General features: G+C 57.7%; 21 protein-coding genes and 1 pseudogene. 5 read left to right on the top strand and 17 right to left on the bottom strand.

Annotated elements, in window-relative coordinates; all coding sequences use genetic code 11:
* Positions 1-18 precede the first annotated feature (18 nt).
* The 5 genes from MHH28_RS24975 to MHH28_RS24955 form a co-directional block, all read right to left on the bottom strand.
* Positions 19-1,008, bottom strand: coding sequence for an ABC transporter permease (locus MHH28_RS24975; protein WP_405106514.1), 990 nt, complete (start codon positions 1,006-1,008; stop codon positions 19-21).
* Positions 1,009-1,213: 205 nt separating this feature from the next.
* Entirely contained in the window at positions 1,214-1,879 is a 666-nt protein-coding gene (locus tag MHH28_RS24970) for a hypothetical protein (protein WP_405106512.1), read from the bottom strand.
* A 270-nt stretch (positions 1,880-2,149) separates the two neighbouring features.
* Positions 2,150-5,377, bottom strand: a complete 3,228-nt coding sequence (locus MHH28_RS24965) for a cellobiose phosphorylase (RefSeq protein WP_405106510.1) — start codon at positions 5,375-5,377, stop codon at positions 2,150-2,152.
* Positions 5,378-5,509: 132 nt separating this feature from the next.
* Positions 5,510-6,853 carry a glycoside hydrolase family 30 protein gene (locus tag MHH28_RS24960; RefSeq protein WP_405106508.1) on the bottom strand — a complete coding sequence of 448 codons (1,344 nt, stop codon included), beginning with the start codon at positions 6,851-6,853 and terminating at the stop codon, positions 5,510-5,512.
* 109 nt (positions 6,854-6,962) lie between these two features.
* Complete coding sequence (locus tag MHH28_RS24955) at positions 6,963-7,976, bottom strand: LacI family DNA-binding transcriptional regulator (RefSeq protein WP_405106506.1); 1,014 nt, start codon at positions 7,974-7,976, stop codon at positions 6,963-6,965.
* Between the two features lie 328 nt (positions 7,977-8,304).
* Here MHH28_RS24955 and MHH28_RS24950 point away from each other — a divergent pair, with 328 nt between their 5' ends.
* Complete coding sequence (locus tag MHH28_RS24950) at positions 8,305-9,120, top strand: HNH endonuclease (RefSeq protein WP_405106504.1); 816 nt, start codon at positions 8,305-8,307, stop codon at positions 9,118-9,120.
* Here the strand turns inward: MHH28_RS24950 and MHH28_RS24945 are convergent.
* Positions 9,107-9,304, bottom strand: coding sequence for a YwbE family protein (locus MHH28_RS24945; protein ID WP_405106502.1), 198 nt, complete (start codon positions 9,302-9,304; stop codon positions 9,107-9,109). The genes MHH28_RS24950 and MHH28_RS24945 overlap by 14 nt on opposite strands.
* A gap of 73 nt (positions 9,305-9,377) precedes the next feature.
* On the opposite strand from MHH28_RS24945, the gene MHH28_RS24940 reads away from it, so the two are divergent.
* Entirely contained in the window at positions 9,378-9,680 is a 303-nt protein-coding gene (locus tag MHH28_RS24940; RefSeq protein ID WP_341182846.1) for a hypothetical protein, read from the top strand.
* A gap of 36 nt (positions 9,681-9,716) precedes the next feature.
* Here the strand turns inward: MHH28_RS24940 and sdaAA are convergent, their stop codons facing one another.
* From sdaAA to MHH28_RS24925, 3 genes are all read right to left on the bottom strand, one after another.
* Positions 9,717-10,595 (bottom strand): L-serine ammonia-lyase, iron-sulfur-dependent, subunit alpha, encoded by an 879-nt coding sequence (gene sdaAA / locus MHH28_RS24935; RefSeq protein WP_036702096.1) that lies wholly within the window; start codon positions 10,593-10,595, stop codon positions 9,717-9,719.
* Positions 10,592-11,308, bottom strand: coding sequence for an L-serine ammonia-lyase, iron-sulfur-dependent subunit beta (gene sdaAB, locus MHH28_RS24930; protein WP_405106499.1), 717 nt, complete (start codon positions 11,306-11,308; stop codon positions 10,592-10,594). Before sdaAB ends, sdaAA begins: the two co-directional genes overlap by 4 nt.
* A 151-nt stretch (positions 11,309-11,459) precedes the next feature.
* Entirely contained in the window at positions 11,460-11,873 is a 414-nt protein-coding gene (locus MHH28_RS24925) for a GNAT family N-acetyltransferase (RefSeq protein ID WP_405106497.1), read from the bottom strand.
* Positions 11,874-12,294: 421 nt separating this feature from the next.
* On the opposite strand from MHH28_RS24925, the gene MHH28_RS24920 reads away from it, so the two are divergent.
* Entirely contained in the window at positions 12,295-12,750 is a 456-nt protein-coding gene (locus MHH28_RS24920; protein ID WP_405106495.1) for a hypothetical protein, read from the top strand.
* A 354-nt stretch (positions 12,751-13,104) separates the two neighbouring features.
* Here MHH28_RS24920 and MHH28_RS24915 read toward each other — a convergent pair whose 3' ends face one another.
* The 4 genes from MHH28_RS24915 to MHH28_RS24900 all read right to left on the bottom strand — a co-directional run bounded on the left by MHH28_RS24915 (position 13,105) and on the right by MHH28_RS24900 (position 16,855).
* Positions 13,105-15,003: an NAD(P)H-hydrate dehydratase gene (locus tag MHH28_RS24915; RefSeq protein ID WP_405106493.1), complete on the bottom strand. Its 1,899-nt coding sequence runs from the start codon at positions 15,001-15,003 to the stop codon at positions 13,105-13,107.
* Between the two features lie 378 nt (positions 15,004-15,381).
* The gene (locus tag MHH28_RS24910) at positions 15,382-15,513 is read right to left on the bottom strand and encodes a hypothetical protein (protein WP_405106491.1); all 132 of its coding nucleotides are present in this window, start codon (positions 15,511-15,513) and stop codon (positions 15,382-15,384) included.
* Positions 15,514-15,749: 236 nt separating this feature from the next.
* On the bottom strand, positions 15,750-16,382 hold the full coding sequence (locus MHH28_RS24905; RefSeq protein ID WP_405106489.1) for an NAD(P)-dependent oxidoreductase: 633 nt from the start codon (positions 16,380-16,382) through the stop codon (positions 15,750-15,752).
* A gap of 59 nt (positions 16,383-16,441) precedes the next feature.
* Entirely contained in the window at positions 16,442-16,855 is a 414-nt protein-coding gene (locus MHH28_RS24900; RefSeq protein WP_405106487.1) for a GNAT family N-acetyltransferase, read from the bottom strand.
* 223 nt (positions 16,856-17,078) lie between these two features.
* Between MHH28_RS24900 and MHH28_RS24895 the strand changes: the two genes are divergently transcribed.
* On the top strand, positions 17,079-17,387 hold the full coding sequence (locus MHH28_RS24895; RefSeq protein ID WP_405106485.1) for a hypothetical protein: 309 nt from the start codon (positions 17,079-17,081) through the stop codon (positions 17,385-17,387).
* A gap of 53 nt (positions 17,388-17,440) precedes the next feature.
* Here the strand turns inward: MHH28_RS24895 and MHH28_RS24890 are convergent, their stop codons facing one another.
* From MHH28_RS24890 to MHH28_RS24875, 4 genes and pseudogenes are all read right to left on the bottom strand, one after another.
* Positions 17,441-17,662, bottom strand: coding sequence for a YezD family protein (locus MHH28_RS24890; RefSeq protein WP_405106483.1), 222 nt, complete (start codon positions 17,660-17,662; stop codon positions 17,441-17,443).
* 101 nt (positions 17,663-17,763) lie between these two features.
* The gene (cysW, locus tag MHH28_RS24885) at positions 17,764-18,627 is read right to left on the bottom strand and encodes a sulfate ABC transporter permease subunit CysW (protein WP_405106481.1); all 864 of its coding nucleotides are present in this window, start codon (positions 18,625-18,627) and stop codon (positions 17,764-17,766) included.
* Between the two features lie 271 nt (positions 18,628-18,898).
* Positions 18,899-19,749 (bottom strand): annotated as a pseudogene (cysT, locus tag MHH28_RS24880) (sulfate ABC transporter permease subunit CysT).
* Positions 19,750-19,862: 113 nt separating this feature from the next.
* On the bottom strand, positions 19,863-20,984 hold the full coding sequence (locus tag MHH28_RS24875; protein ID WP_405106479.1) for a sulfate ABC transporter substrate-binding protein: 1,122 nt from the start codon (positions 20,982-20,984) through the stop codon (positions 19,863-19,865).
* Between the two features lie 397 nt (positions 20,985-21,381).
* On the opposite strand from MHH28_RS24875, the gene MHH28_RS24870 reads away from it, so the two are divergent.
* Positions 21,382-23,709: a chlorophyllase/cutinase-like alpha/beta fold protein gene (locus MHH28_RS24870; RefSeq protein WP_405106477.1), complete on the top strand. Its 2,328-nt coding sequence runs from the start codon at positions 21,382-21,384 to the stop codon at positions 23,707-23,709.
* Positions 23,710-23,771: the final 62 nt, after the last annotated feature.

Raw genomic sequence — 23,771 nt, 5'->3', positions numbered from 1 at the left:
ATATAGGTCCTCCTTGTCCTAGAACAGCGACGTGTCGTTGATTTTTTTGGATACCTGGTTGGCAATCAGCAGCAGAATCAGGGCTATAACCGCTTTGACCAGGGTGACCGCCGCAGAATAGGAGAAGCGGTTGGAGACAATACCCGTCTGATAGATATAGTAGTCGATTACATTAGAAGCACTGTCATTGAGCGAGTTCCGCAGGACCAGAATCTGGTCGAAGTTGGAATTCAGCACCCCGCTGACGGCCAGAACGAACAGAATGCTGATCGTGGCCCGGATAGCCGGCAGTGTGACAAACCACATTTTCTGGAAGCGTCCCGCTCCGTCAATCGTTGCCGCTTCGTACATTTCCGGAGATACGCCGGCGATGGCCGCGAGATAGATAATGGCGGACCAGCCAAGCTCCTTCCAAATGTCGGAAGTAATGATAATCGTCCAGAAGTAACTGGGCTCAGCCAGATACGTAATCGGCTTGTCAATCAGATTGAGTGCAAGCAGAATATTATTGATAATCCCTACATCAGCCAGCCAGGTGGCCAGAATCCCGCCAAGCACTACCCAGGACAGGAAATGCGGCAGATAGGAGATCGTCTGAATCGCCTTCTTGTACCTGATGGAACGGACCTCATTGAGAAACAGGGCGAATATAATCGGCAGCGGAAAACCGATGAACAGCTTAATCAAGCTGATCCCGAGCGTATTGCGGATAACATTCGGCAGATCCTCATCCGCGAACAGCTCCCTGAAATGCTCCAGCCCTACCCACGGGGCTTCGGCAATCGACTTGACGATGTTATATTCCTTGAAGGAAATAATCAAGCCATAAATCGGGATGTAGTTGAATATAATCATCCAGACTACGCCGAGCAGGGCCATGGTCTGCAGATGACGCTGGGCTACAAACTTTCTCCACAGTACGTTTTTGCGACCTGAACCGGTTTCGATTGACGCCGGAATTAGCGGCCCCATTGCCGGGTCCGGCTTGGTATTACGTTTGTTCTCCATCGTATGGACCTCCAAAATACCTATCTTTATTGTGAAGCGTTTTCATCTCTATGTATGTATTGTATGTGTTTTAGGTTCCCGGTAAAAGGCCTCATATTTCGTATTTAGGGGCTCATATTTCGGCTGGGGGACTCTTCGCATCCCCCTCCCCGGGCACACTCCGCCTCCTTCGCGGAATGCGCCTTAGATCATCTGCCGGAGCCGGTTACACATGCAGAACGGCATGTTCCTCCGACAATACAAGATAGTCACCGATCACACCGTCCTCGAAGGCAGGCTTGCGCGGCTGGCCGCTCCCCATCGGCGGCAGATCTTCATGGTACCGGTAGAAAACAAGCTGACGTCTTACACCCTCCCGCGTCAGCTCCAATTGCAGCGCTTCATCGGCCAGATGGACAGCGGTAATAAGGCTACCCGTTACCGCTGCTGTCAGCTCATCCCACTGTTCTTCCTCAGGCTCCCCGGCCCAGCTGGATACCCAAGGCCGGTGGCTCCGGTTGTAATTCAGATGACATTCAATAACCCTGCCGTCCAGCAGAATATATTGGCCCGATGCCCAGACGGCATACACAAGATACTGTCTCCTGCCTTCCTTCTCCAACAGCAGTCCGAAGAACCCGGGGCCGCCCATCCCGTAAGTCCCCAAATGGCGGTGAAATCCGGCCACCCGGCTGCCCATCAGCGAGTCCGTGTCCACCTCTTTCATAGTCTGCGGCCTGGCGGTCATCATCGCCTCGCCTTCTTCCGCCTCATAGTGGAAGTCCCTGAATGTACTTTCTTCAATCCAGCCTTTGGACTCCCACGCCTCCCGCTGCGCGGCCGGAACAATCATGGAGTATTTCTCAATCAGTCCCATTTTCAGCTCACTCATTCTTAATGATGCTCCTTTCCTGTTTAACAGATCTATACCCATTATTATAAGCTAATTTACTGTTCGACAGGATTTGCGCTTATGCAGGCCTCCGCGTCAGCACATTGCGATTGTGTTCGGTTTTTCGATTACATTTGGTCCGTAGACCCTCCGCCCGCCCAATGTGATCAGTTTCCCACGTACATTCGGCCTACTCGCCTTATTCACAACAGACAATCAGAAAGGAGGCCCCCAAGGACCTCCTCTCCACCACTATCTACGCCAGTTACGTTATTCCATCACCGCACGGATCGCGGCAATCTCCCCGCGCCGTAAGGCCTCGGCATCCGCGCCGCGCAGCAAGCCGCCGGATACACTACGCTCTTCGCCGCTGCGGAATTCCAGCTTCATCTGCTGAATAAGCGCCTTGCTGCCGCCGAAGGTGTCCGCATGACGCGGATTCACGTACGTCACCTGTGTTCCGCCCAGCAGCGTGAAGGAGATCTCTCCCTGCTCGTCGAACAGCCAGCCGGGCAGGGCCGGATGCAGCGCCAGAGTTAACTCGCCATCCACGATAGTGAATAGGCTGCTGCCTGCCATCATCGTTCTCCACATGCTCAGGAACTCTGCCGTGGAGCCGCTCAACCGGGCTACAAATCCCCGTCCGTGTGTAGCCGGGTCAGGATTGCCGCCCGTGGAGATGAACGAGGAATTCTCCAGCGTGCTGCGTCCATAGACCTCTGGGTCAAGGAACGGAATCAGCGATGTTCTCAGCTCACTGTAGAATTCTTCATACAGCCCCGCCTTCAGCAGCTCCAGCAAGTATTTATACGACATGTGCAGGAAGTTCGATTCCCGTTCCTGCCAGCCTGCGGTGAACGCCCGGATGCGGCCGATCTCATGCCCCTCTTCCTCCAGCGATACCGAAGTCCGGTACATCGAAGTGACCGGATCGAACAGCCCGCTCTGCTTCACCTTGCTGTAGATTTCCTTGGCGGTCTGCTGATCTTCCAGTGTCTTAAGCCAGCGGGTTGGGCCTTCCAGGAAATACGGCAGGGCCGAAGCCTCGAATTCCTCCACTACGGCCTTCGGCAGTCCATAGCCGCTGATGACCGGCTCTCCGGCTGCATCCGTGACCGGCCGGAAGCGCGTGGCTTCGAACCGGAAATAGGTAGGAACCAATCCGCCGCCCATCTCCACCGCACGCGCGATCCCCTGATCCGTCTTGCGCAGCCACTGCTCCAGCATTCCGCGAATCACCGTAAGGGAGACATCACTGGTCTCACCAGTAATCCCGAAACGGATGTCCGCGCGGTATGCCTCACGCGCCGAAGCCACACGGTCCCAGTACAGGAAGGAGTCCAGCGAGCCGTCCAGCACTTCCGTTACAGCCTGGCTGACTTGTGTCAGCAGCGCCGCGATCTCCGATGGGAGGGCAACTGCGGACGGAAGCTCCGCACTGTTCTCCAGCGCTTCCGCCATGAAGACCAGCATCCGCTTCAGCTCCAGCGTCTCGCTCATCCCTGAGCCGATCAGGCCCGGCAGCCCGTTCATCGCATCGTTCCAGCCCGGCTTGTTCGCCTCCATCTCCACTCCCATACCGTAGGGATCAAGCGTGGCGAATTTGTTCAGGACCAGCGACAGCATTTTCACAAATAAGCTGGTCCGGTAGATTTCCCCATGACCGCCCTGCGTCCGCAGCCACTGGGTATCCGCTGCCTTGCGTTTGAGCTTATGCAGCTTCTCTTCGTCCTCCAGCAGAGCGCCGAATTGCCGCACCTTGCCGCCGCTGATCACATACTTCTCGCTGCGCGGCAGGACATAGGCCGGAGAGTCGTAGAAGGCATACGTCTCATCTCCGAACAGCAGCTCCCCAAGGCGCTCAGGATAAATATCCAGATAGCCTTCCACCAGATCCAGGTTATACGTCCAGTGATCGGACCAGAACCCCTCGCCGAAGGCGGCCTCAATATTCTGCTGTGACAGGGCAAGCACCCCGCTGAGGAATTCATGCTCGCTTATCGTTAACGTAATCTGCTGATCGGCAATGTAGTTAATCAGACTGCCTGCGGTGAAGCGTCCGGCCAGGAGCTGCGTAAGTCCCGCATGCTGCTCCGCAAGCGCCCCGGTCATCCATGCCTTAAGCCGCTCTCCCGCCTCCGGCAGAATCTCGAAGCTGGTGCCCTGCACACTGAGCGGATTATAACCGTCCGCCTGGATCAGGCTATAGAACATTTTGATATTGAAGCTGCCCACCTTGGGATGGAAAAAGACGTCGTTGCGGCGGTTCTGGTTCATATCGCGGAAATTCCCGTTGCCCTGCGAGTAATATTCGGGAGCCAGCGAGAAGAAGTTGTAATCCCGTTCCATATCGCCATGCTTGCGGGAGTACAGATGGACGACGAATCCCTCTTCCCCATTGTCAAAAATAAACGGATATCCCCCGCGCAGGAAATTGTCGAGGTAGGACTGGCGGCAATACGCATCGAAGACCGGCGAGGACGTCCGGGTGGCGATATCCGCCGTTAACTCCTCGGTCAGAGCGGCAGCTTCCAGGGACTTGGCGGCAAAATACTCCCCACGGCACAGCTCCGCCGCCCGTTCATTGATCCGGTCAATATCATTCACATGCCCGATGATCGTGTTCAGCTTCAGCGAAGCACCGGGAGCCAGCGTCCGCGCAGTACCGCTGAATCCGCACGGCACCTTGTTAACCGGATACTGCGCCTGTGCCAGCAGCTCTGCCAGCGGAAGCGCCGCGAAGCGGTCGGGATAGGCCAGTGAAGTATTCCCGCCAAAAATCACTTCATAATCGACCAGCGGGCGAAGCAGCTCCCCTTCCGCCGTGGAGGAGAGATAGAAATGCCCGCTCTCAATCTTGCCGATCTCGGCATCGTCATTCGTGCCGGAGCGCAGCTTGTAGAACGGAATCCCGTTCTCCAGGTTGAATACATCCATCCAGCTGCGGAGCAGGTTCCCCATCTCTTTGTAGTTGCTGTTCGCCACCCCGAATGGAAGCACCTCCGGCAGACCATCCAGCAGCTCAAGCGTAAGCTCAGTCCCGCCGATATTCTGAATCTCCACCTGACGGACCAGCGCAGCATAATTATCCCCCGGCAGGTTGAAGTAGTGGACCGTGGTCTTCAGCCCATGTCCGGCATGCGACTCCTCAATGGTCAGTCCGTTCGGCAGAATGGTCATGATCCGCTGGGCTGCAGGGCCCGGGCGGGCCGACTGGAACGGTTCATAGATCTCCGCATTGCCCTTCAGCTTGATGAAGGTGCGGAAGCCGGTCGAGGTTACATTCTTGTAGGATATATTGGCTGGGGAGAACTCCATAATCGGTGAGTTTTTGTCCCGTACGCCGAAGCTGCTGATCCCTTGGCCGCGGTTCACATAGAACGTCCACATCGGGATTCCCTTCAGTCCGGCCAGGCCGGGCAGGAAGCTGGCGAACGGCTTGCCTTCATGGAACTGCTCGATAACAAATGTACCTGAATCAAAAGTATAACGGCTCATTAATTACTCCTCCTAAAATATCAATGAATGCTTACGGGTCCCGCTCCAGCTGCCGGGCCGCAGTAACTACGTTGTTGGCTGAGCTTTCTCTTGCTATATGACTTTCGGGTGATTGCACTTTGCACCATATACCTAAGCTTGCGTGATCAGATGCGTCGCAATCGAGTGCGCAGGCAGCGTGCATTCGGCGGTTTCTGCGCCCAGCCCCAGCGTCAGCGAACACTCTTCGTCGCCTTCGTTCATCAGCACCACGGCGAGGCTGCCGTCCGGATTACGGAATGCGGCCGACAGCACACCTTCTGCCGCCGATTCCAGGCCGATCCGCACCGCACCCGGCGCGATATATTTGCTGAAATGCCCGATATAGTAATAAGAGCTGTTGTAGTGCACCTCGTCTGTAGCCGTATCCGCAATCACCGGAGCATCGCAAAGATTGCCCACATGGTTCGGTCCGCCCGTCTCGTCCAGCACCAGATTCCAGTCCAGATAGCCTTCCGTCCAGGCGTTCAGATCACCGATCATATTGCGGCCGTAGCGCTCGCCCGTGAACCATTCTCCCAGACGCACGCCGCCCTCCTGGCAGCCTTCGGTGAACAGCACATGCTTATCCGGGAAAAGCTCATGCACCTGCTCCACGTTGCCGAACTCCTCGCCGCCGTACCAGTGGATGCCGGTCCCCCATACATACTTTGCAGCATCCGGGTCAGACAGAATCGGGGTCACGCGCTCGATCATAATGTCGCGGTTATGATCCCAGATGACGATGTTCACATCGCCCATTCCGGCTTCGTGCATTACGGGGCCGAGATGGTTTTTGACAAAATCACGCTCTTCCTCAGCACTGTACACGCAGGAGTCCCAGGTCTGCACCGCTGCCGGCTCATTCTGCACAGAAACGGCCCAGACCGGAACGCCCTCCTTGCGGTAGGCCTCAATGAATTTGGTATAATACCGCGCCCACACTGCCGCATACTCCGGCTTCAGCGAGCCGCCGTTATTCATCTCGCCGTTGGTCTTCATCCAGGCAGGCGGGCTCCACGGGGAAGCCAGCATGGTGAACGGTCCGCCCCGCACCTCCATGGCCTCCTGAATCAGCGGCAGAACCCACTTGCGGTCACGCGAGATATCGAAGGTCGCCAGCTCCGTATCCCCATCCTGCACATAGGTATAATTGCCGAGCGCGAAGTCGCAGCTATGGATATGCACACGGCCCATGCTGTAATTCAGCCCGTCTACCGGATCGAAATACCGCCGGATCACCTCCGAGCGCTTCGCCGGACTCATCCGGGACAGGGTGTAAGCCGCTGCTTCGGTGAACGCGCCGCCAAAACCAATGATCGTCTGATACCCCTGCTCCGGGGACAGCACGATATCCGCTTTGGCTGCGGCGCTGTCCGCCTTGAACTGAATCCCTTCCTTGGGACTCAGACGATCCTCTGTATCTTTGGCGGTGACTACGGTTTGAACAGTTGTCATGTCAATCACTCCTTATCATTATTTTGCCGGGCGAAAGCAGGGACGAACGAAATCGAAACCGGTTTCGATTTTACCGAAAAAAAAGAGATCCCGGATGAACGCATCTTCATCACCGGCCCGGCGGTGCGCAGGAATCCCTTACAATAATCTCCACAGGCAGCACCAGTGCTTCCTGTGCCGTACCCGGGCCGTTCATGGATGCCAGAAGCAGCTCCGCCGCACGGGTTCCCAGCAGTCCGGTGTTCTGGCGTACAGTGGTTAGCGCAGGCGTAACGTATCCGGCCAGGTCAATATCGTCATAGCCCATCACCGAAACATCCTCCGGCACCGCAAGCCCCTGATCCTTAGCCGCCATCACCGCACCCAGGGCAAGCAAGTCACCCGAAGCAAATACAGCCGTCGGCCGCTGCGGCAGCGCAAGCAGACGCTTCATTGCAGCATAGCCGTTCTCCAGTGAGTAGAAAGCTCCTGCGGCCACATATTCGTCTGGTACCTCCAGTCCCTGCTGCTCCATCGCTGTTCTGTACCCCAGCTCACGCTGTTGTCCCGGATAGGTATTCCCGCCTCCAGAGATGTGGGCGATCCGGCGGTGTCCGAGACCGGCCAGATACTCCACGGCCAGCAGTGCACCCGTCATGTTATCCGAGCAGACTGTATGTGACAGCTCCGTCTCGAAATCAAGCACCACAGTCGGAATATCACTCTCCAGCAGCTCCCGGAAATACGGGTCATCATAATCCGAGAGGAACACTACAACCCCATCGACTCCGCGAATCCGGCAGTTCTCCAGATAGCCGCTTTGCTTGCCGCCGACATCCTTCGAGATGAACATCAGGGCGTAGCCCTTGGCTACGGCAACCTGCTTGAAGCTCTCAATTACTGCGCTGAAAAAAGGATGGCGGATCCCCGCCCCCGTATTCTCCACAAACAGCACACCGATGGTCCAGGATTTCTTGGTCGTCAGTGTACGTGCATGCGCATTGGGAAGATACCCCATCTCCCGGGCGGTACGCAGAATCTCCTCACGCGTCTTCTCCCGCACATCGGAATAGTTATTGAACGCCTTGGACACTGTGGTTGGTGAGTAGCCGGTCCTTTTGGCAATATCGTATATCGTGGTCATTTCCGGTTCACTCCCGCAGCTCAATGAAAGCCCTTTTATGTTCACAGACATTCTAACTTCTTTCGGCACGGCCGTCCAGCATAAAATATTTTTGAACCGCAGGCAGCCGCGTAACGGTCTGAATAGAGCAGTTCCCTGGCACTTTCCCGAAAAATTTGCAGGGGAGGGTGTGCCTGCTGTGTGAATGACTCCGGTTTACGCTATACTAGTATCCATTAGGACAACTACTCAAATTAAGCCGACAGATGCCAGGATATGCACTTATCATTCACAATACAGAAGGGAATGGACAGTTGCGGCTGAAGCGCTGCTTCTGCCAAGTACACTTATGACTGAGATGACAACTCTACCTCCAACCAAAAAATGCGCGTACTGCCATCAGCTTAAGCCGCTCTCTGAATTCCGCAGGCGCACAGGCAAGCGCGCCAAGGGCGTATCCCGGCGCGGAGCCTGCCGGGAATGCCGCAAGCTCCGCGAGGCCGAGGCTTCCTTGCCGCCGGTGCGGGCAAGCGCAGCGCCTGCCCTGCCGGAGCGCCAGGCCGGACCGGCCAGCCCCCTCAAGCGGGACAAGGGGCCGGTCTCAATCTCCGGGGCAGCGGCGCCGCTTAAGGCCAAGCCGCCCGCGTCCCAGCCCCGTCCGGCGTCCCGGCCGGAACATGCCCGGGACGCCAGAGGCAGCGCGGGAGCGGCTGGCCTCAAGGGGAAGACGCGGCCCCGGCATACCGCCGAGACCGGGCGCAGCCTTCCGCAGCAGCGCGGGCCGAAGCCCGATCCGCAGGATGCCTCTGCCCTGATTCCTTCAGCCAAGGGCATGATTCTCATGCGCGGGCACAGCGACAAGGGCCGCCGCTGGCATCAGGAGATCGACCTCGAGCTTGCGGTGACGCTGGTCAAGGAGCATGCGGCCATCGTTGTGAACCGGCGGACGATCCGCCGCTTATACAGCAACAAGGACTTCCGCGCCTATATTCTGACGAGGGACAACTACACCTGTTATTTCTGCGGGCAGTACGGCGATACGATTGATCATCTGCTTCCCCGCGCCAAGGGCGGGCATACTACGCCGGATAACTGCGTCTGCGCCTGCAATTTATGCAATCAGACGAAGGCCGACCAGTTGGTGGAGCAATTCATGAGCCGGTGATATTCTTGACCCGTCCCACTTGGCCGTCCGCCAGCCGCACCTTGATCCCGTGCGGATGGCGGGGCGAGTTGGTCAGGATGTCTTTCACTGTGCCGTGCGTGAGCTTGCCGCTGGCCTGGTCCTGCTTCAGCACGATGTCTACCTGAATGCCGGGGCGAATATCCGCTCTAATTTGTCCGTTCATAATACACTCTCCTTTCCGGTAATATTTGCGTTATATATAGTCTACTTACTCTTACAGATAAGGATGAACAGCCATGGCTTTTGGAATCAACCGGGCAGAATTAACCCGCTGGAAGCAGGCCGTCTCCGCAGGGGAGATTGCCTTCCTGACCCATTACTGGATCGATGCACGCTACCCTGAGATCACGACTGTTACCAAGGTAGGGTGCAGTGATCTGCCCCGCCTGCGGGAGTGGTGCAGGAAGCACGGTCTCCCGGCGCGGTATATTCATAACCGCCAGCCGTTCCCCCACTTCGACCTTATGGGCCCGAAGCAGGCGGAGATTCTCCGCCAGGAGGGCTTATGGGAGCAGCTGGAACGCTTCCGTATGCTCTGATCAACCGCAGACGGCGGAGCGCCTGTGACCGGGCAGTTATTTCGGGTTCCGCAGATCCTTCATAATCCGGCGGCCGGTCGGGGTCTGGGCCAGCCCGCCCCCTGCCGTCTCCCGGTGCTTCTCGGGCATCGCGGAGCCGACCTCCAGCATCACCTTAATCACTTCATCGGACGGAATCACGCTGCGGACACCGGCCAGGGCCATATCCGCCGCAGCAAGCGCCGTAACGGCACCGAAGCCGTTGCGGACAATGCATGGAATCTCCACGAGTCCGCCGACCGGATCACAGATCAGCCCGAGTGTATTTTTGAGCGCGAGACCTACCGCATGTACCGCCTGTGCCGGAGTCCCGCCGCGCATCTCGGTCAAGGCTCCGGCCGCCATGCCGATCGCTGAACCTACCTCGGCCTGACAGCCGCCTTCCGCACCCGATACAAAAGAATTATTGGCAATCACATACCCTATCGCTCCAGCCGCGAACAAACCGGAGACCATATAGTCATCGTCCCAGCCGAAGCGCTCCTGACAGCTCAGGAACACACCGGGGATAATCCCGCAGGAGCCGGCAGTCGGTGTGGCAATAATCCGGCCCATAGAGGCGTTCACTTCAGAGACGGCAAGGGCATAGGCCATCGCCTGGCCTGCCGGTCCCCCGAGACAAGGCTCATCCGCTGCATTATAGGCGGCCACCCGCTGGGCATCCAGACCTGTCAGGCCGCTGCGTGAGGTGGTGTCTTCGGTCATACCGCGCTGCACCGCTTCCTTCATCACCCCGTAATACTCGCGCATGGTGGCGAATTCCTGCTCTTTGGAACGGCCGGATTCGGCACTCTGCTCCTCAAGCATCAGGGCGCCGATCCCAAGCTCCCGCTCCCCGCATAGTACAGCCAGCTGGCTGAGTGTTTGAAAATTCATGTTGTGATGTCCTTCCCCTTCTGTGTCTGTTCTTGTGCATTGTCGTTCAGATCCACTACCTTGACGCTCTTGACTGCCGGAAGCGCCCGCAGCTTCTCCAGCAGCTCTGCCGTGGCTGCCTCATCCAGCTCAAGTACTGTCAGGGCCGCGCCGCTGCGGTTCTTTCGGTCCAGTGACATATGCCCGATATTGAACTGGCCCTCCCGCATGACCTCCGTTACACTGGCCAGCACACCCAGATAATCCATATGCTGAATCAGCACTGTCGGGTACATGCCGGTAAGCTTCACACTGAAGCCGTCAATATCCACAATCTCAATATTGCCGCCGCCGATGGAGGTGCCGGTCAGGGTCATCTCCGTCCCGCTCTCCCTGCCTACAAGGCGCAGACGGACCGTATTGGGATGGGGAAACAACCCCGTTCCCTGACCGAAGGAGAGGCTCATCCCGGCTTCGGCTGCAAGCTCAATGGAATCCGGCAGCCTGTGGTCGTCCGTGGCGAAGTCAAGCAGCCCTCCGGCGATCGCCCGGTCTGTCCCATGACCCTGATAAGTCGCGGCAAAAGAACCGAAGAACGTAACCTCGGCCTCTCCCGGCAGCTCACCAAGCACCTGCCTGGCCGCCCGCCCGATCCGCGCCGCTCCCGCTGTATGCGAACTGGAAGGCCCGACCATGGCCGGACCTATAATTGAGAATACATCTTTAAATCTCATCGTCCTGGTCTCCCGCTATCTGAATTCGGCAATGTACAGCGAATGTGTTCATCCTTTCATTGTACAGCTCCTATATATTATACTGCGTCCGCCCCAAAGCTACACTATTACATGAATTGTGACCTATTCGCTGCTCTGCAGGTGGAAATTCTTATATTTTCGAGAAAAGCACCAGCCCGTCCCGCTCCTGCCAGCCGATACGGGTCCAGAAGATGCGGCCTGGCGCGTTATCCCCGATCACCATAAGATGGCATTTCGTGATGCCCGCTTCCCGCAGTCCCGCAAGACAGCGCGCCACCAGCTCACGGCCAACACCGCTTCCCCGGCTGCTGCTGTGGACAGCTACATGATACATATAACCTCTGCGCCCGTCATGTCCGCACATTGCTGTTCCCAACAGGGTGCCGTCCTCCCTCACGCAGACCTGGCTGATGCCCGGATTCCGCTCCAGATAACGGATAATATTGCCGCGCGAGTCGGCTTCACTGAGGCCCATTCCGTCCGTATTCTCCCATAACTGATAAGCAGCTTCGTAATCGTCCCCGACCATTGCCCGATATATCATTCATTCTCCCCATTTCTATATTTATGACTCCAATTCACGCCGCACGCTTTTCTGGGCGCATGCATACCCATATACGGAAGAGCTGAGCAGGCGAGGAAGAGCAGCAACCGTGTCAACAGCGTAGCTCCCTGTCCGGTTTGAACGCCGCAAAGGCCGACCTGCTTTTCTGCGGAGGAGGTCCGTGTCTATGGTATAGAGACTCCGATACAGCAACTCCGGTACAGCGACTCCGTTCAAGCGCTCAGCTCAGCCCTACGAACGGGCAGAAGCCTATGTCTGGCTGGCCAGCGGCAATGCTTCTTATGTAACCGGCACCTGTATTCATTTTAACGGCGGAGACATGGTTACAGACCGATCCATGTCCAGGCTCCAGCCGGTCACTCCGGCCGTTTTCATCCCCCACCTGAAAGGATGTATAGCGATGACTCAGTACAATGATTACGATCTGCCTTCTGTCCGCCTGAGTGCAGGCATGTACGCTTTGACCAAGCTGTCGGCCGCCGGATTAACCTTCATCCTCATCTCCTTGTTCCTGCTGATCCATGGTTACGAGAACGGAATTCCAGTGGGCTGGCCGGTATCGGTACCCTATGCCATCTACGCCTACGGCCTGCCGGCTGCCATCCTGGCCGACGGGCTGCTGCGCCTGTTACGTTCCACCTCGCTCAGCCCCGCACTGGCCCTGTACGCCGTTGCCGGTTATGGCGCCGGCCTGTGGCTCGCCTCGGAGCAGGGCGGCGACGCCCTCGTCTCCGGCCTTACCGGACTCGCCGTGCTGCTGCTGTTCCGCATCGCCCAGATCGCGGGCGAGCGCTGCCCGATCCTGCTTCCCTTCTTCGCCCTGTTCATCCCGCTGCTCTGTCTGATCTTATTCTGACGGGGCGGCTCAGGCGCAACCTGTGGTACATCGTACTCAACAGGATGTCCGCAGCAAACAATTGGAAAAATGTATCTTCAATCATCCGTCCCTGCCGATTATAGGCAAGCAAGTGGAAAAACGACAACTAATTTAAGTACATTTCGCCGCCTGGGGCGAAATGTACTAAATGAAGTGTCGTTTATCCAACTAATGTTCCATCAGCGCTCATCCACTCATCAACAGGTGGACAAAATCCACCTGTTATCTGCCAGAGCAGACGAACCAATAGAGCAGACGGGCAACGTATGGCCGTGCACCAGAGATAGAAATCATTAAAGGAATAGTTGGAGAAATTCAGCCCGGTGCTGCCCGTTACAGTGCTTCAATAATATCCCCGGCGATCAGGGCGGCAGGATGGTCCCGCTTCCGGGCGGCGCGTTCCCCCGCCAGCCCGTGCAGATAGACTCCGAACGCTGCGGCCTGATCCGCTTCCAGACCTTGGGCCAGCAGACCGGAGATGATGCCGGTCAGCACATCCCCCGCACCGCCGGTGCCCATACCGGGATGCCCGGTGATATTGATATAGGCCTGCCCTTGAGGTGTTGCTATTACGGTATGGGCTCCTTTGAGCACAAGGATTACCCCATGCTGGGCTGCATAGGATAATGCCAATCCGATCCGGTCCCGCTGTACCTCCGCCGTAGAGATTCCCGCCAGACGGGCCATCTCCCCCGGATGCGGGGTCAGAATCACCGGATGGCGGCGGCTCCAGCTCCTGTAATCGGCATCTGCCAGTATATTCAGCGCATCCGCATCGATAACCATAGGACCGTCCGTCTCCTCCCACAGTCTGCGGAGCCACTCCGCGTCTCCTGCGAACCGGCCCAGACCCGGGCCGATGGCCATACAATCGCGGCTGGTGCTCAGCCGCAGCACCTCGGCGGCCGTATCGGCGTTCCACTCCCCGTCGCCTCCAGCGACCGGGGCCAGCATTAGCTCCGGTACGGAACCGATCACATAGGGCAGCAGCTTCTCAGGCAGCGCCCAGGTTACCAGCCCGCAGCCTGCGCGCAGCGCAGCGCGGGCAGACAACAGGCCTGCGCCGCTCATGCGCAGGCTTCCTGCTGCAAGCAGGACATGCCCGTAGGTGCCCTTGTGGCCCTCGGGCGAACGGCGGCGCGCCAGGTTTACCTTCAGGCGCGCCGTCAGTACTTCCGGCGTCAGCAGGCTGACCGGGACGCCGCTCTCCCGGGCAAGGGCAGCGGGAATGCCGATGGAGCGGACCACGACCCGCCCGGCGGCCCCTGCGCCGGGATACTGCAGCAGCCCGCGTTTGAGGAACGCGAGGCAGACGGTCACTGACGCATGAATGCAGGGCTCATGCGTCTCCCCCGTGTCCGCATCCAGCCCGCTGGGGATGTCCGCGGACACAATGGCTCTGCCGCTGGCGTTCGCAGCGGCAATCAGCTCCGCATAGGCACCGCGCGGGGCTCCCGCGCTGCCTGTGCCGAGCAGCGCATCCACGATGCCGCTGCATGCGGCAAGGTCCAGGGCGTCCTTGCCGTAGACTACGGCAGGGATGCCCATAGCTGCAGCGGCATCACGCTGCAGCGCGGCTTCGCCGGCCAGCGACTCCGGCGCGGCCGCGTACACCAGCGTGACGGCGATGCCGGCCTCACGCAGGTGCCGGGCGGCGGCGAGACCATCGCCGCCGTTGTTGCCCTTGCCGGCGAGGACGAGCCAATGCTCTCCGCCGGCAGCGGCAAGCGTCAGCGCTGCATCTCCGCTGACCGAGAAGCCCGCAGCCTCAGTCCCGCTGCCTGGCCATCCGCTTCCGCTTGGCGCATCCGCTCTGTCATCCCGCGCTCCAGCACCAGCCGTGCCTGACCCGCTGCCCGCCGCTCCGCCACCAGTCCCGCTGCCTGACCATCCGCTTCCGCTTGGCGCGTCCGCTCTGTCATCCCGCGCTCCAGCACCAATCGCGCCTGACCCGCTGCCCGCCGCTCCGCCACCAGTCCCGCCCGCTGCGTTACTCCATGCTCCACCTCCAGCTGTGCCAGCTTCATCACTCCGCACTCCGCCCCCACTCACACCCGCTCCGCCCCAGCGCGTGCCGCTATCTGCCGCACCAGCCCGGCGGCGGCACAGGGCGATGACCTCCTCGGCAATGGCCCGTCCGGCATTTTCCATGAGTGCAATGGCCGGGATGCCCAGCCGCTCAATTGTGTCGCGGTCGAATGCCCGCATCTCCTCCGCTGTCACCACATCCATTGGTCCAGACCTCCTTCATAGTTGCTTCGATTGTACTAAGTCCCGTTTCAGCAAGCAAATAGCCCGGTTAACTCATGGCGGCCTGCGAACAGCAATCCGCTAAAACATCAAAAAGCCCTCCCGCCACCCAAGAGGACCTCCCTACCCGTCTTTACCTGCTTTTACACACCTTTACACACCTTTAACTACCTTTACTCACCAAAATCTACATTCCTAACTATTTACGCACCTTTAAGTACCTTTACATACCTTAATCGGCTTTTACCACTCTTCCACATACCTCTAATCACCTTATAACCTGCTTTTTGAATAAGATCTCTTATTCATTTCCGGAGTTCTATTAGGCGAATAGGAGAGATATGAATTCCAATGATAATTTTATGCACTAATAGTTGCACTGATGGTTACACTCATTCCTGCACTCATTCCTGCACTGATAATTGCATCGATGGTTGTATGGTTGTATCCATAACTTGCACTCATAGCTGCATTCCGTACATCTAAAAACATCTAAAAACCAGACTCTCCTCCTCTAACTGCAGTCTGTACAACTAAATCTGCCCGTATGGGCAGAACCCAAGCAAAGAGGGCAGTTTAATTGTATGGAATACAGCTAAACGGACTACCAGCGGTATATCCGACGTTTTAGTTGTACAGAGTGCAACTGAGCATCCGCCTCTGCGTGCATGTACCCTAACCAGGGCGCGCGGCAAACCCTCAACGTACGATTAGTTAAGCTGGCCCCATCAATAGCCTACAGTAAACCTCGCTCTGCTGAAATTGCCTTCCTCCAGCTCGTCGATGACCGCCACGGCGAAATCCTGAATGCTGATGCCGCTCCGGCCGTCTTCGTCTACAATAAGCCGGTCGAGGCCGATACGGAACTGGCCGGTGCGGCGCCCGTCCACCAGAGCCGCAGGCGGACTAAGATACGTATAATCCAGCTCTGAGCCCCTGTAGATCTCATAGGCGTTGGCATGAGCCGCAGCCAGCGCGCGGTAGTCCTCCGGGAATCCGGCGGTGTCCATCAGCCATTCCCCCGATTCCGTCTTCAGGCTGCCCGCTCCGCCGACAATGATCAGACGCTCAAGTCCAGCCGCACGCAGCCCCTCCAGCAGCGAATCCGCTACCTGCAGCAGATCATTCTCATGCCCCGCGGCCGGACCGAACGCACTGATTACCTCTTCATGCCCGCGCACCGCCGCCGTGACCGAGGCCGGGTCCAGCAGATCCGCAGCCACCACCTGCAGCCGCTCATGCTGAATGCCGAAGGCTTCAGGCTTGCGTACCGCAGCCGTGACCTCGTGCTTTCTTTTTAACGCTTCCTCTACAATGGCACTTCCAACCCTGCCCGATGCTCCAAACACTACAATATCCATTCTCCCGCTGCCTCACTTTCCTACTCTTCTGTCATTTATCTTATACCTATTCACACTGCTTATCGCCGCAGGAACATTCCCTGGGAAGCAGGCATTACCGGCTCGAACCCGTATTTGGCATAGAGCCTTGCCGCTTCCCCGTCAGCGATAAGACTGATATACGCCTTCTCCGGGACACTGTCCAGGAACGCGCGGATCTCCCGCATGATGCTCTTTCCGAGACCCCGTCCCTGGAAGGAAGGCTTCACGGCGATATCCGTCACCTGAAAGAAACAGCCCCCGTCCCCAATAACCCTGCCCATTCCCACCAGCAGATCCCCTGCGTATACACTCACCGCAAAAGCAGAGTTAGGCAGCCCGATGGACGCCCCCTCGATGCTCATCGGGCTAAGCCCGGCTTCCTGCCGCAGGGCCAGATAATCCGCTACTGCGGGCAGCTCCCGCCGGATCTCCGTCTGCGCTGAATTTGTCATAACCTTCCTCCTGTATCCTGCAATCTGCGAGCAGACCCCGCTGCCATACTGATACCAATATATATGTATCTGTCCAAAAATGAAACGTCCCGCCTCCTCCGGCGTACAATTACTCACAACCACAGCACCTTTGTCTGCGGGCAGGTTATTCTTAACCCTTGTCCTTGGGTAAACTGTGGATAGACACGTAATACTACTATTGTGGAAGGTTGGTGAAGTAATTATGTCTCCTACAGGGAAACTATTTAAATGGGGAACTTTCGCTTATGAGGCTTTTCTGGCGCTGCCGATTATCGGGGGAAGCTTTGTGGTGGCTAATGCCTGGGCGCCGCTCGGGATCGCTTTTCTGCTGCATGCGGTAGCCATAATCATCCTGCTGAGAGAGCGCGGTCCGATTATCGGGAATGCAGTAGGGGTGATTACCTCGGTGGTTGCCCTGATTCCTTTTGTCGGCTGGGTCATGCATGCCATTACCGCTATTATTCTGCTCGTTGAAGGGCTGAGCGGCTCACGGCGCAATCCGCGTTACTGACAGTCAACCCTAAAAGACCTTCGATTGGTTGCCCAATGGAAGGTCTTTCTGCATTATCCTCGTCCCCCAGAACGGGTATCGGTCCGCCGGCTTCCGGTCTCTCCACTACCACGTGCATTTGCTGTGCTGTTCTCGAAACGTTTGCGCTCCGTGCGCTCCATCTGTACGATCTGGCCTTCATGCACCACAATGTGCAAGGAGCCGAATTCCATATCGTCGAGAAGTTCCGTGATCCGTGCCAGCCATACCTCATCCACCTTCAGTGGTTTCGCCATTCGCAAGCCTCCCTTTCCCGGTTAGGGACGTTATCTCACCTAAATTCCGTTATTACCACGTTGTATACTATGAATTAACTTAGCACGGCACCCAATAGCTGTCAATGAGCATTTTTGCGTACAAGCACGCTTTTCACAATCATCGTCACCAGCGCCAGCAGGAGCAGCAGAGAGGCCACGGCAAAGGATGCCGAAAACTGATATTCGTTGTACAAAATTTCGACATGCAGCGGCAAAGTATTCGTCTCCCCGCGGATATGCCCGGATACTACGGATACGGCGCCGAACTCGCCCATGGCCCGTGCATTACAGAGAATAATACCGTACAGCAGGCCCCACTTGATATTCGGCAGCGTCACGCGCCAGAAGATCTGCCAGCCGTGCGCACCGAGCGTAATTGCAGCCTCCTCCTCCTGCGTGCCCTGCTCCTCCATCAGCGGGATCAGCTCGCGGGCCACGAACGGGAAAGTGATAAACAGCGTAGCCAGCACGATGCCCGGCAGGGCGAAGACGATTTTGATATCATGGTCGCTGAGCCAGGGGCCGAACCAGCCGTGTGAGCCGAACACCAGAATGAAGATCAGCCCGCCAATTACCGGGGATACGGCAAAAGGCAGATCGATCAGCGTAACCAGAAACCCCTTGCCGCGAAAACGGAACTTGGTCACCGCCCACGCCGCCGTTACCCCAAAGACCGTATTCAGCGGAACGGTAATGGCGGCGACCAGCAGCGTCAGCTTCAGCGCCGAGGCGGCGTCCGGGTCGGTCAATGCGGCCCAGTAGACATCCAGCCCCCGCTTCAGCGACTCCACCAGCACAATGATCAGCGGCAGCGCAATCAGCCAGAGCAGGACCAGTCCGGCCAGGGAGATGAGTACCCATTTCACCGCCGGTGACTCTGTTGCCGCGGGCGATGATACGCCCGTTCGCGGCCCGGGGACATGCAGGGGAACCGTACCGGCCATATTTATTCCTCCTAAAGTTTTATGAAGCATCTACTTCATGGCTACACATCGCAATAAAACTCGCCCCGGAAGCATACGCTTAAGTTTTGTTAGTATATGCACCCTGAATCCGCTCCAGACAAAACTCGCTTCGGAAGCATATGCCTAAGTTTTATGAAGTATCTATCTACTTCATGGCTACACATCGCAATAAAACTCGCCTCGGAAGCATACGCTTAAGTTTTGTTAGCATATTCATCCTGAATCCGCTCCAGACAAAACTCGCCCGCCCTCATCGCGAGCTCTTCCGCGCCCAGTGCTGAAGGCTGTTGATGACCAGCAGCATCAGGAAGGAGAGCAGCAGCAGAATCAGGGCCACGGCGGTGGCTCCGGCGTAATCGAACTGCTCCAGCTTGGACATGATCAGCAGCGGGGCGATCTCGGTGCGCATCGGCATATTGCCGGAGATGAATACAACCGAGCCGTATTCGCCAATGCCCCGGGCGAACGCCAGGGCGAAGCCCGTAAGCAGCGGAGGGAACAGCTCCGGCAGGACAATCCGCAGGAAGTTGCGCCCGCGGCCTGCACCCAGCGTGGCGGCTGCTCTTCCATGTCCCGCTCCAGATCCTCCAGCACCGGCTGCACCGTGCGGACGACAAAGGGAATGCCGATGAACATCAGCGCCAGCGTAATGCCGAGCGGCGTGAAGGCGACCTTGAGGCCCAGCGGCGTCAGTAAGGAGCCGATCCAGCCGTTCTGGGAATAGAGGGCGGTCAGCGATACGCCCGCCACGGCTGTTGGGAGCGCGAACGGCAGGTCGATCAGGGCGTCGAAGATTCTTTTGCCGGGAAATTCATACCGTACCAGCACCCAGGCCAGCAGTAGCCCCAGAAAAACGTTGATCAGAGCCGCAGCGCCCGCCGTACTCAGACTGACCCGGTAGGAGGCCAGGACACGGGCATCCGTGGCCACATCCCAGAACTTGGCCCAGCTCAGCCCCGTTGAATTGAAGAGCAGCGCGGACAGCGGCAGCAGGACCACAAGACTGAGATACAAGACGCTGAACCCCATCGTAATCCCGAATCCCGGCAGCAGCTTGCGCCGTGACACCGTCCTTGGAGCAGCTTTAATAGTGACATTCATGTGCCCATTCATCCTTTCCTGCCTTCGGCGTGCGGCCGATCAGCACCTTGACGGGACCCCGCCCTGCAAGATTCACTTGCCTGTTCTGCTTGGCTCCGTCCCGCAGCTTCCGGTCAGCTGCCCGGCACGTAGATTGTGTCGAAAATCCCTCCGTCATTGAAGTGCTTCGCCTGGGTCTCCTTCCAGGTTCCGAATTTATCCGCCAGGGTGAACAGCTTGATCTCCGGGAATTGATCCTTGAACTGTGCCTTCACACTCTCCAGAGTGGGACGGTAATAGTTCTCGGCAGCAATCTTCTGGCCTTCCTCGGTGTAGAGATATTTCAGATAGGCATCTGCTACCTCGCGGGTTCCTCTTTTATCGGCCACCTTATCCACCACTGCAACCGGCGGCTCTGCCAGAATACTCTCTGACGGATTCACAATCTCGAATTTGTCCGGACCCAGCTCCTTGATGGACAGATAAGCCTCATTCTCCCAAGCGATCAGCACATCCCCGATGCCGCGTTCCACGAAGGTAGTGGTCGAGCCGCGCGCGCCGGTGTCCAGGACCGGTACATTCTTGAACAGCTTTTGCACGAATTCCTGGGCCTTGGCTTCATCATTATTATTGTGGTCCAGCGCATAGCCCCAGGCAGCCAGGTAGTTCCAGCGGGCACCGCCGGAGGTCTTGGGGTTAGGGGTAATGACCTCCACGCCCTCCTCCAGCAGATCCGGCCAGTCCTTGATGCCTTTCGGGTTGCCTTTGCGGACCAGGAAGACGATGGTGGAGGTATAGGGGGAGCTGTTATGCTCATATTTACTCTGCCAGTCCGCGCCGATCAGACCGGCTTCCTGAAGGGCATCAATGTCATACCCGAGCGCCAATGTAACGACATCCGCCTCCAGGCCGTCCAGCACGGCCCGGCTCTGTTTGCCCGATCCGCCATGCGACTGCTTGACTGTAACCTTCTGGCCGGTCTCCTGCTCCCAGTAGGCGGCGAAGGCCTTATTGTAGTTCTCATACAGCTCACGCGTTGGATCATAGGATACATTGAGCAGCTCGACCGGTTCCTTTGCCTGTGTCTGGGTAGCTTCCGGTGTGGCCGCAGCATTCGCAGCCGCCTCGGTTGCTGCCGGAGCGGCTGTTCCGACACCCGCACTGTTCCCTGTATTACTGTTCCCGCAAGCCGTAAGCCCTGCCGTCAATATCAATGCAAACCCGGCGAGAAGCCCCTTCTTGATCCCTTGTGTCATCTTAGCCCACTCCCCCATAATAGTCTTGTAACAAACAATAGACGCAGGAAAGCCCGCTTGCGGCAAGTCAAACCGGTCTTAAAGACACGTATCTGCGAGCCTGAAGCAGGCGTTCCTCCGTCTGTACGGTAAGAACTTATTTGATTATTCCTACCCATTTAGTAGGTTATACAGATATAATACTGAACGCCTCCCGTGCTGTCAAACCTTTTTTTCACTTTGGATGAAAGGCGGCAATCTATGGAACCGGGGCAGGAAGTGGAGGCCGTTCCTGTAAGACCCACTTGTTATTGTTGGGCCAAAGTAATATCATTGCTACATCTTATAGAGCGAAATAGAGCGGGAGATTACCGGGCTTCGCAGTCTGTTATTGCCGCTTACACCGGGGGAAATAATCATGGGAATAGGTTTGGAGTATGCCCCCGCGCCGCAGAGACCGCGGCTGCACAGGCGCGTACTCAGAGAACTGGGCAGACGTATCCTGGAGACCTACAGGTACGATACAGCCTTATGGAGGACTGCGCTCAGCGGTCCTTGGATTCTATGTATTCTGGCTTTTACTATAGCTGTCATGGGTATCCCTACCGGCCTCGGGAGCGCTGCGGATATCATGCTGGCAGCCGGCGCGGGAACGCTTGTTATGGCGCTGGCCAGCAATCTGCTGGCTGTGCTGCTCTCCTTAACCGGACTGCGTCTTCCGCATCTGTTCGCAGGCTCTTTGCTCAGCGCCTATGCGGCTGTAATGCTGATCCTGTATTTCGCTGATCTGGAGCTTGGCGCCGCAGCCGTTATCGCCTGCATCGCAGCTTGGGCCTGCGGGTTAGTCGGGCTTGCGGCCGGTCTGCTGCGGACCCGGCGAATGCTCACCGGCGGCCTGCTGGCAGCCGTGCTCCTTCTGTCCCCCTTCGCACTGGCCTATGGCTATGGCAAGGGAAGCAGCCCTGAAGCTGCACCCTCGGTTAATACACTGGCAGCGGACGGGCAAGCGCTTCCCGTAATTGCTGCCGATCCCGCCCAGCCGGGAGACTACACCTTCCGCAGCTTCACCTATGGGAGCGGCAAGGATCTGCAGCGCAAGGAGTATGGCAAGGATGCCCTGCTGGTCTCCGCTTCCGTGGATGCTACCGGGTATATTCCCTCCTGGCCCGCGCTGCGGACCCTGTTCTGGGGATTCGATCCCGCTTCCCTTCCGCTGAATGCCAGAGTATGGATGCCGGACGGGGACGGGCCGTATCCGCTGGTGCTCATGGTGCATGGCAACCATATGATGGAGGACTTCTCCGAGGGCGGCTATGCCTATCTTGGCGAATTACTGGCCAGCCGGGGCTTCATCGCCGTTACCCTGGATGAGAATTTCCTGAATTATTCCGCCTGGTCGGGTATCCCGGACAACGACTTCAAGGCGCGGACCTGGATGATTCTGAAGCATCTGCAGCAGATCGCCAGCTTCGCCGGGCAGCCCGGCACCCCCTTCTACCAAAAGGTTGACTATGACTCCGTTGCGCTGCTGGGCCACAGCCGCGGCGGACAGGCCGTAGCAATGGCTGCGGATGCCTCGCGCTGGTTCGGCAGTGATCCGGTGCTGAACGCCACCCAGCAGTTCCATATTACCTCGGTCATTGCACTGGCTCCTACGGATAAAATGATCGACAGCAAGCAGGCCCGTCTAACCGCTGTGAGCTATCTGACGCTGCAGGGTGCCCGTGACGGAGATGTGCATGATTTTTACGGGGACCGGCAATATATGCGCTCTTCCTACACCGGCAATACCCCAGGCTTCAAAAGCTCGCTCTATATTGCCGACGCCAATCACAGCCAGTTCAACACAGACTGGGGGCTATATGACCAGACGCTGCCGACCGGCCTGTTCCTGAAGCGCTCACGGATCATGGACGGGGAGGAGCAGCGGCAGATCGCCAAGGTCTATGTGTCTGCCTTCCTGGAGACCACGCTGCACGGGAGAACCGAATACCGGCAATTGTTCCGCGACTACCGCAGCGGTGCAGGGTGGCTGCCGGATACCGCCTACTATAGCCGCTTCCAGAGCGGAGCCTATATCACGGTGGCGGACTATGATGAAGACCGCAGGCGAGGTGCCGTCCAGGGCGGGACCGTTTCTACGACTACGGGGCTTCAGTGGAGCGAAGAGGCCGCGAAGGACCGCGAGCGGAACAACAAGCCCTCTTACGGTGTTCTGCTGGAGCGCAGCACCAGCGCGGATCAGGAGCCTGTGGAAGCTGAGGCGGCTTACAGCATCCGGCTTAACGACTCGCTGACCCGGACACTTGCGGAATCTGCTGCCGTGGAGGGGCTGACCTTCTCCCTGGCGAACCATAACTCCGATCCTAACGAGGATGGAGATGCCAAGCCGCTGCCGGAATCCGGGCTATCCCCGGAGGTGGAGGTGGAGCTGACTGACAGCAATGATACCGCCGCAAGAATCCCCCTGGACGAGGTAATGGACATCCTGCCGCTGCCGCAGACGGAATTCACAGTCAGTCCATGGCTGGAGGAGCGGATCAGCGACGGCAAATTCGGCAACCTCTCGGAAGCCGTCTACCAGACGTATAAGCTGCCCTTCGAACTGTTTCTTGAGGAAGAGCCGGCGCTTGATCCTGACCGTCTGACCGATATCACCTTTTATCTGCAAGGGACAGAAGACAAGATCATGCTGGATGACATCTGCTTCTATGAGCGGGAGGACCCGCTGACAGGTGTACATTAACCGGACTCATTCTCCATATTCAATTCCATATCAGCAGCCCAAATTGCCCCCTGATCGCCGTA

The organism is Paenibacillus sp. FSL K6-1217 (assembly GCF_045040735.1).
GTDB lineage: Bacteria > Bacillota > Bacilli > Paenibacillales > Paenibacillaceae > Paenibacillus_AQ.
The sequence above is the reverse complement of the archived record's forward strand: the minus strand, read 5'-3'. Positions and strand labels throughout refer to the sequence as shown.

What these genes read in the sequence shown, in the direction of transcription:
- MHH28_RS24975 (WP_405106514.1), bottom strand. Translation starts at nt 1,008, where the DNA reads ATGGAGAACAAACGTAATACCAAGCCGGACCCGGCAATGGGGCCGCTA.
- MHH28_RS24970 (WP_405106512.1), bottom strand. Translation starts at nt 1,879, where the DNA reads ATGAGTGAGCTGAAAATGGGACTGATTGAGAAATACTCCATGATTGTT.
- MHH28_RS24965 (WP_405106510.1), bottom strand. Translation starts at nt 5,377, where the DNA reads ATGAGCCGTTATACTTTTGATTCAGGTACATTTGTTATCGAGCAGTTC.
- MHH28_RS24960 (WP_405106508.1), bottom strand. Translation starts at nt 6,853, where the DNA reads ATGACAACTGTTCAAACCGTAGTCACCGCCAAAGATACAGAGGATCGT.
- MHH28_RS24955 (WP_405106506.1), bottom strand. Translation starts at nt 7,976, where the DNA reads ATGACCACGATATACGATATTGCCAAAAGGACCGGCTACTCACCAACC.
- MHH28_RS24950 (WP_405106504.1), top strand. Translation starts at nt 8,305, where the DNA reads ATGACTGAGATGACAACTCTACCTCCAACCAAAAAATGCGCGTACTGC.
- MHH28_RS24945 (WP_405106502.1), bottom strand. Translation starts at nt 9,304, where the DNA reads ATGAACGGACAAATTAGAGCGGATATTCGCCCCGGCATTCAGGTAGAC.
- MHH28_RS24940 (WP_341182846.1), top strand. Translation starts at nt 9,378, where the DNA reads ATGGCTTTTGGAATCAACCGGGCAGAATTAACCCGCTGGAAGCAGGCC.
- sdaAA (WP_036702096.1), bottom strand. Translation starts at nt 10,595, where the DNA reads ATGAATTTTCAAACACTCAGCCAGCTGGCTGTACTATGCGGGGAGCGG.
- sdaAB (WP_405106499.1), bottom strand. Translation starts at nt 11,308, where the DNA reads ATGAGATTTAAAGATGTATTCTCAATTATAGGTCCGGCCATGGTCGGG.
- MHH28_RS24925 (WP_405106497.1), bottom strand. Translation starts at nt 11,873, where the DNA reads ATGATATATCGGGCAATGGTCGGGGACGATTACGAAGCTGCTTATCAG.
- MHH28_RS24920 (WP_405106495.1), top strand. Translation starts at nt 12,295, where the DNA reads ATGACTCAGTACAATGATTACGATCTGCCTTCTGTCCGCCTGAGTGCA.
- MHH28_RS24915 (WP_405106493.1), bottom strand. Translation starts at nt 15,003, where the DNA reads ATGGATGTGGTGACAGCGGAGGAGATGCGGGCATTCGACCGCGACACA.
- MHH28_RS24910 (WP_405106491.1), bottom strand. Translation starts at nt 15,513, where the DNA reads ATGTTTTTAGATGTACGGAATGCAGCTATGAGTGCAAGTTATGGATAC.
- MHH28_RS24905 (WP_405106489.1), bottom strand. Translation starts at nt 16,382, where the DNA reads ATGGATATTGTAGTGTTTGGAGCATCGGGCAGGGTTGGAAGTGCCATT.
- MHH28_RS24900 (WP_405106487.1), bottom strand. Translation starts at nt 16,855, where the DNA reads ATGACAAATTCAGCGCAGACGGAGATCCGGCGGGAGCTGCCCGCAGTA.
- MHH28_RS24895 (WP_405106485.1), top strand. Translation starts at nt 17,079, where the DNA reads ATGTCTCCTACAGGGAAACTATTTAAATGGGGAACTTTCGCTTATGAG.
- MHH28_RS24890 (WP_405106483.1), bottom strand. Translation starts at nt 17,662, where the DNA reads ATGGCGAAACCACTGAAGGTGGATGAGGTATGGCTGGCACGGATCACG.
- cysW (WP_405106481.1), bottom strand. Translation starts at nt 18,627, where the DNA reads ATGGCCGGTACGGTTCCCCTGCATGTCCCCGGGCCGCGAACGGGCGTA.
- MHH28_RS24875 (WP_405106479.1), bottom strand. Translation starts at nt 20,984, where the DNA reads ATGACACAAGGGATCAAGAAGGGGCTTCTCGCCGGGTTTGCATTGATA.
- MHH28_RS24870 (WP_405106477.1), top strand. Translation starts at nt 21,382, where the DNA reads ATGGGAATAGGTTTGGAGTATGCCCCCGCGCCGCAGAGACCGCGGCTG.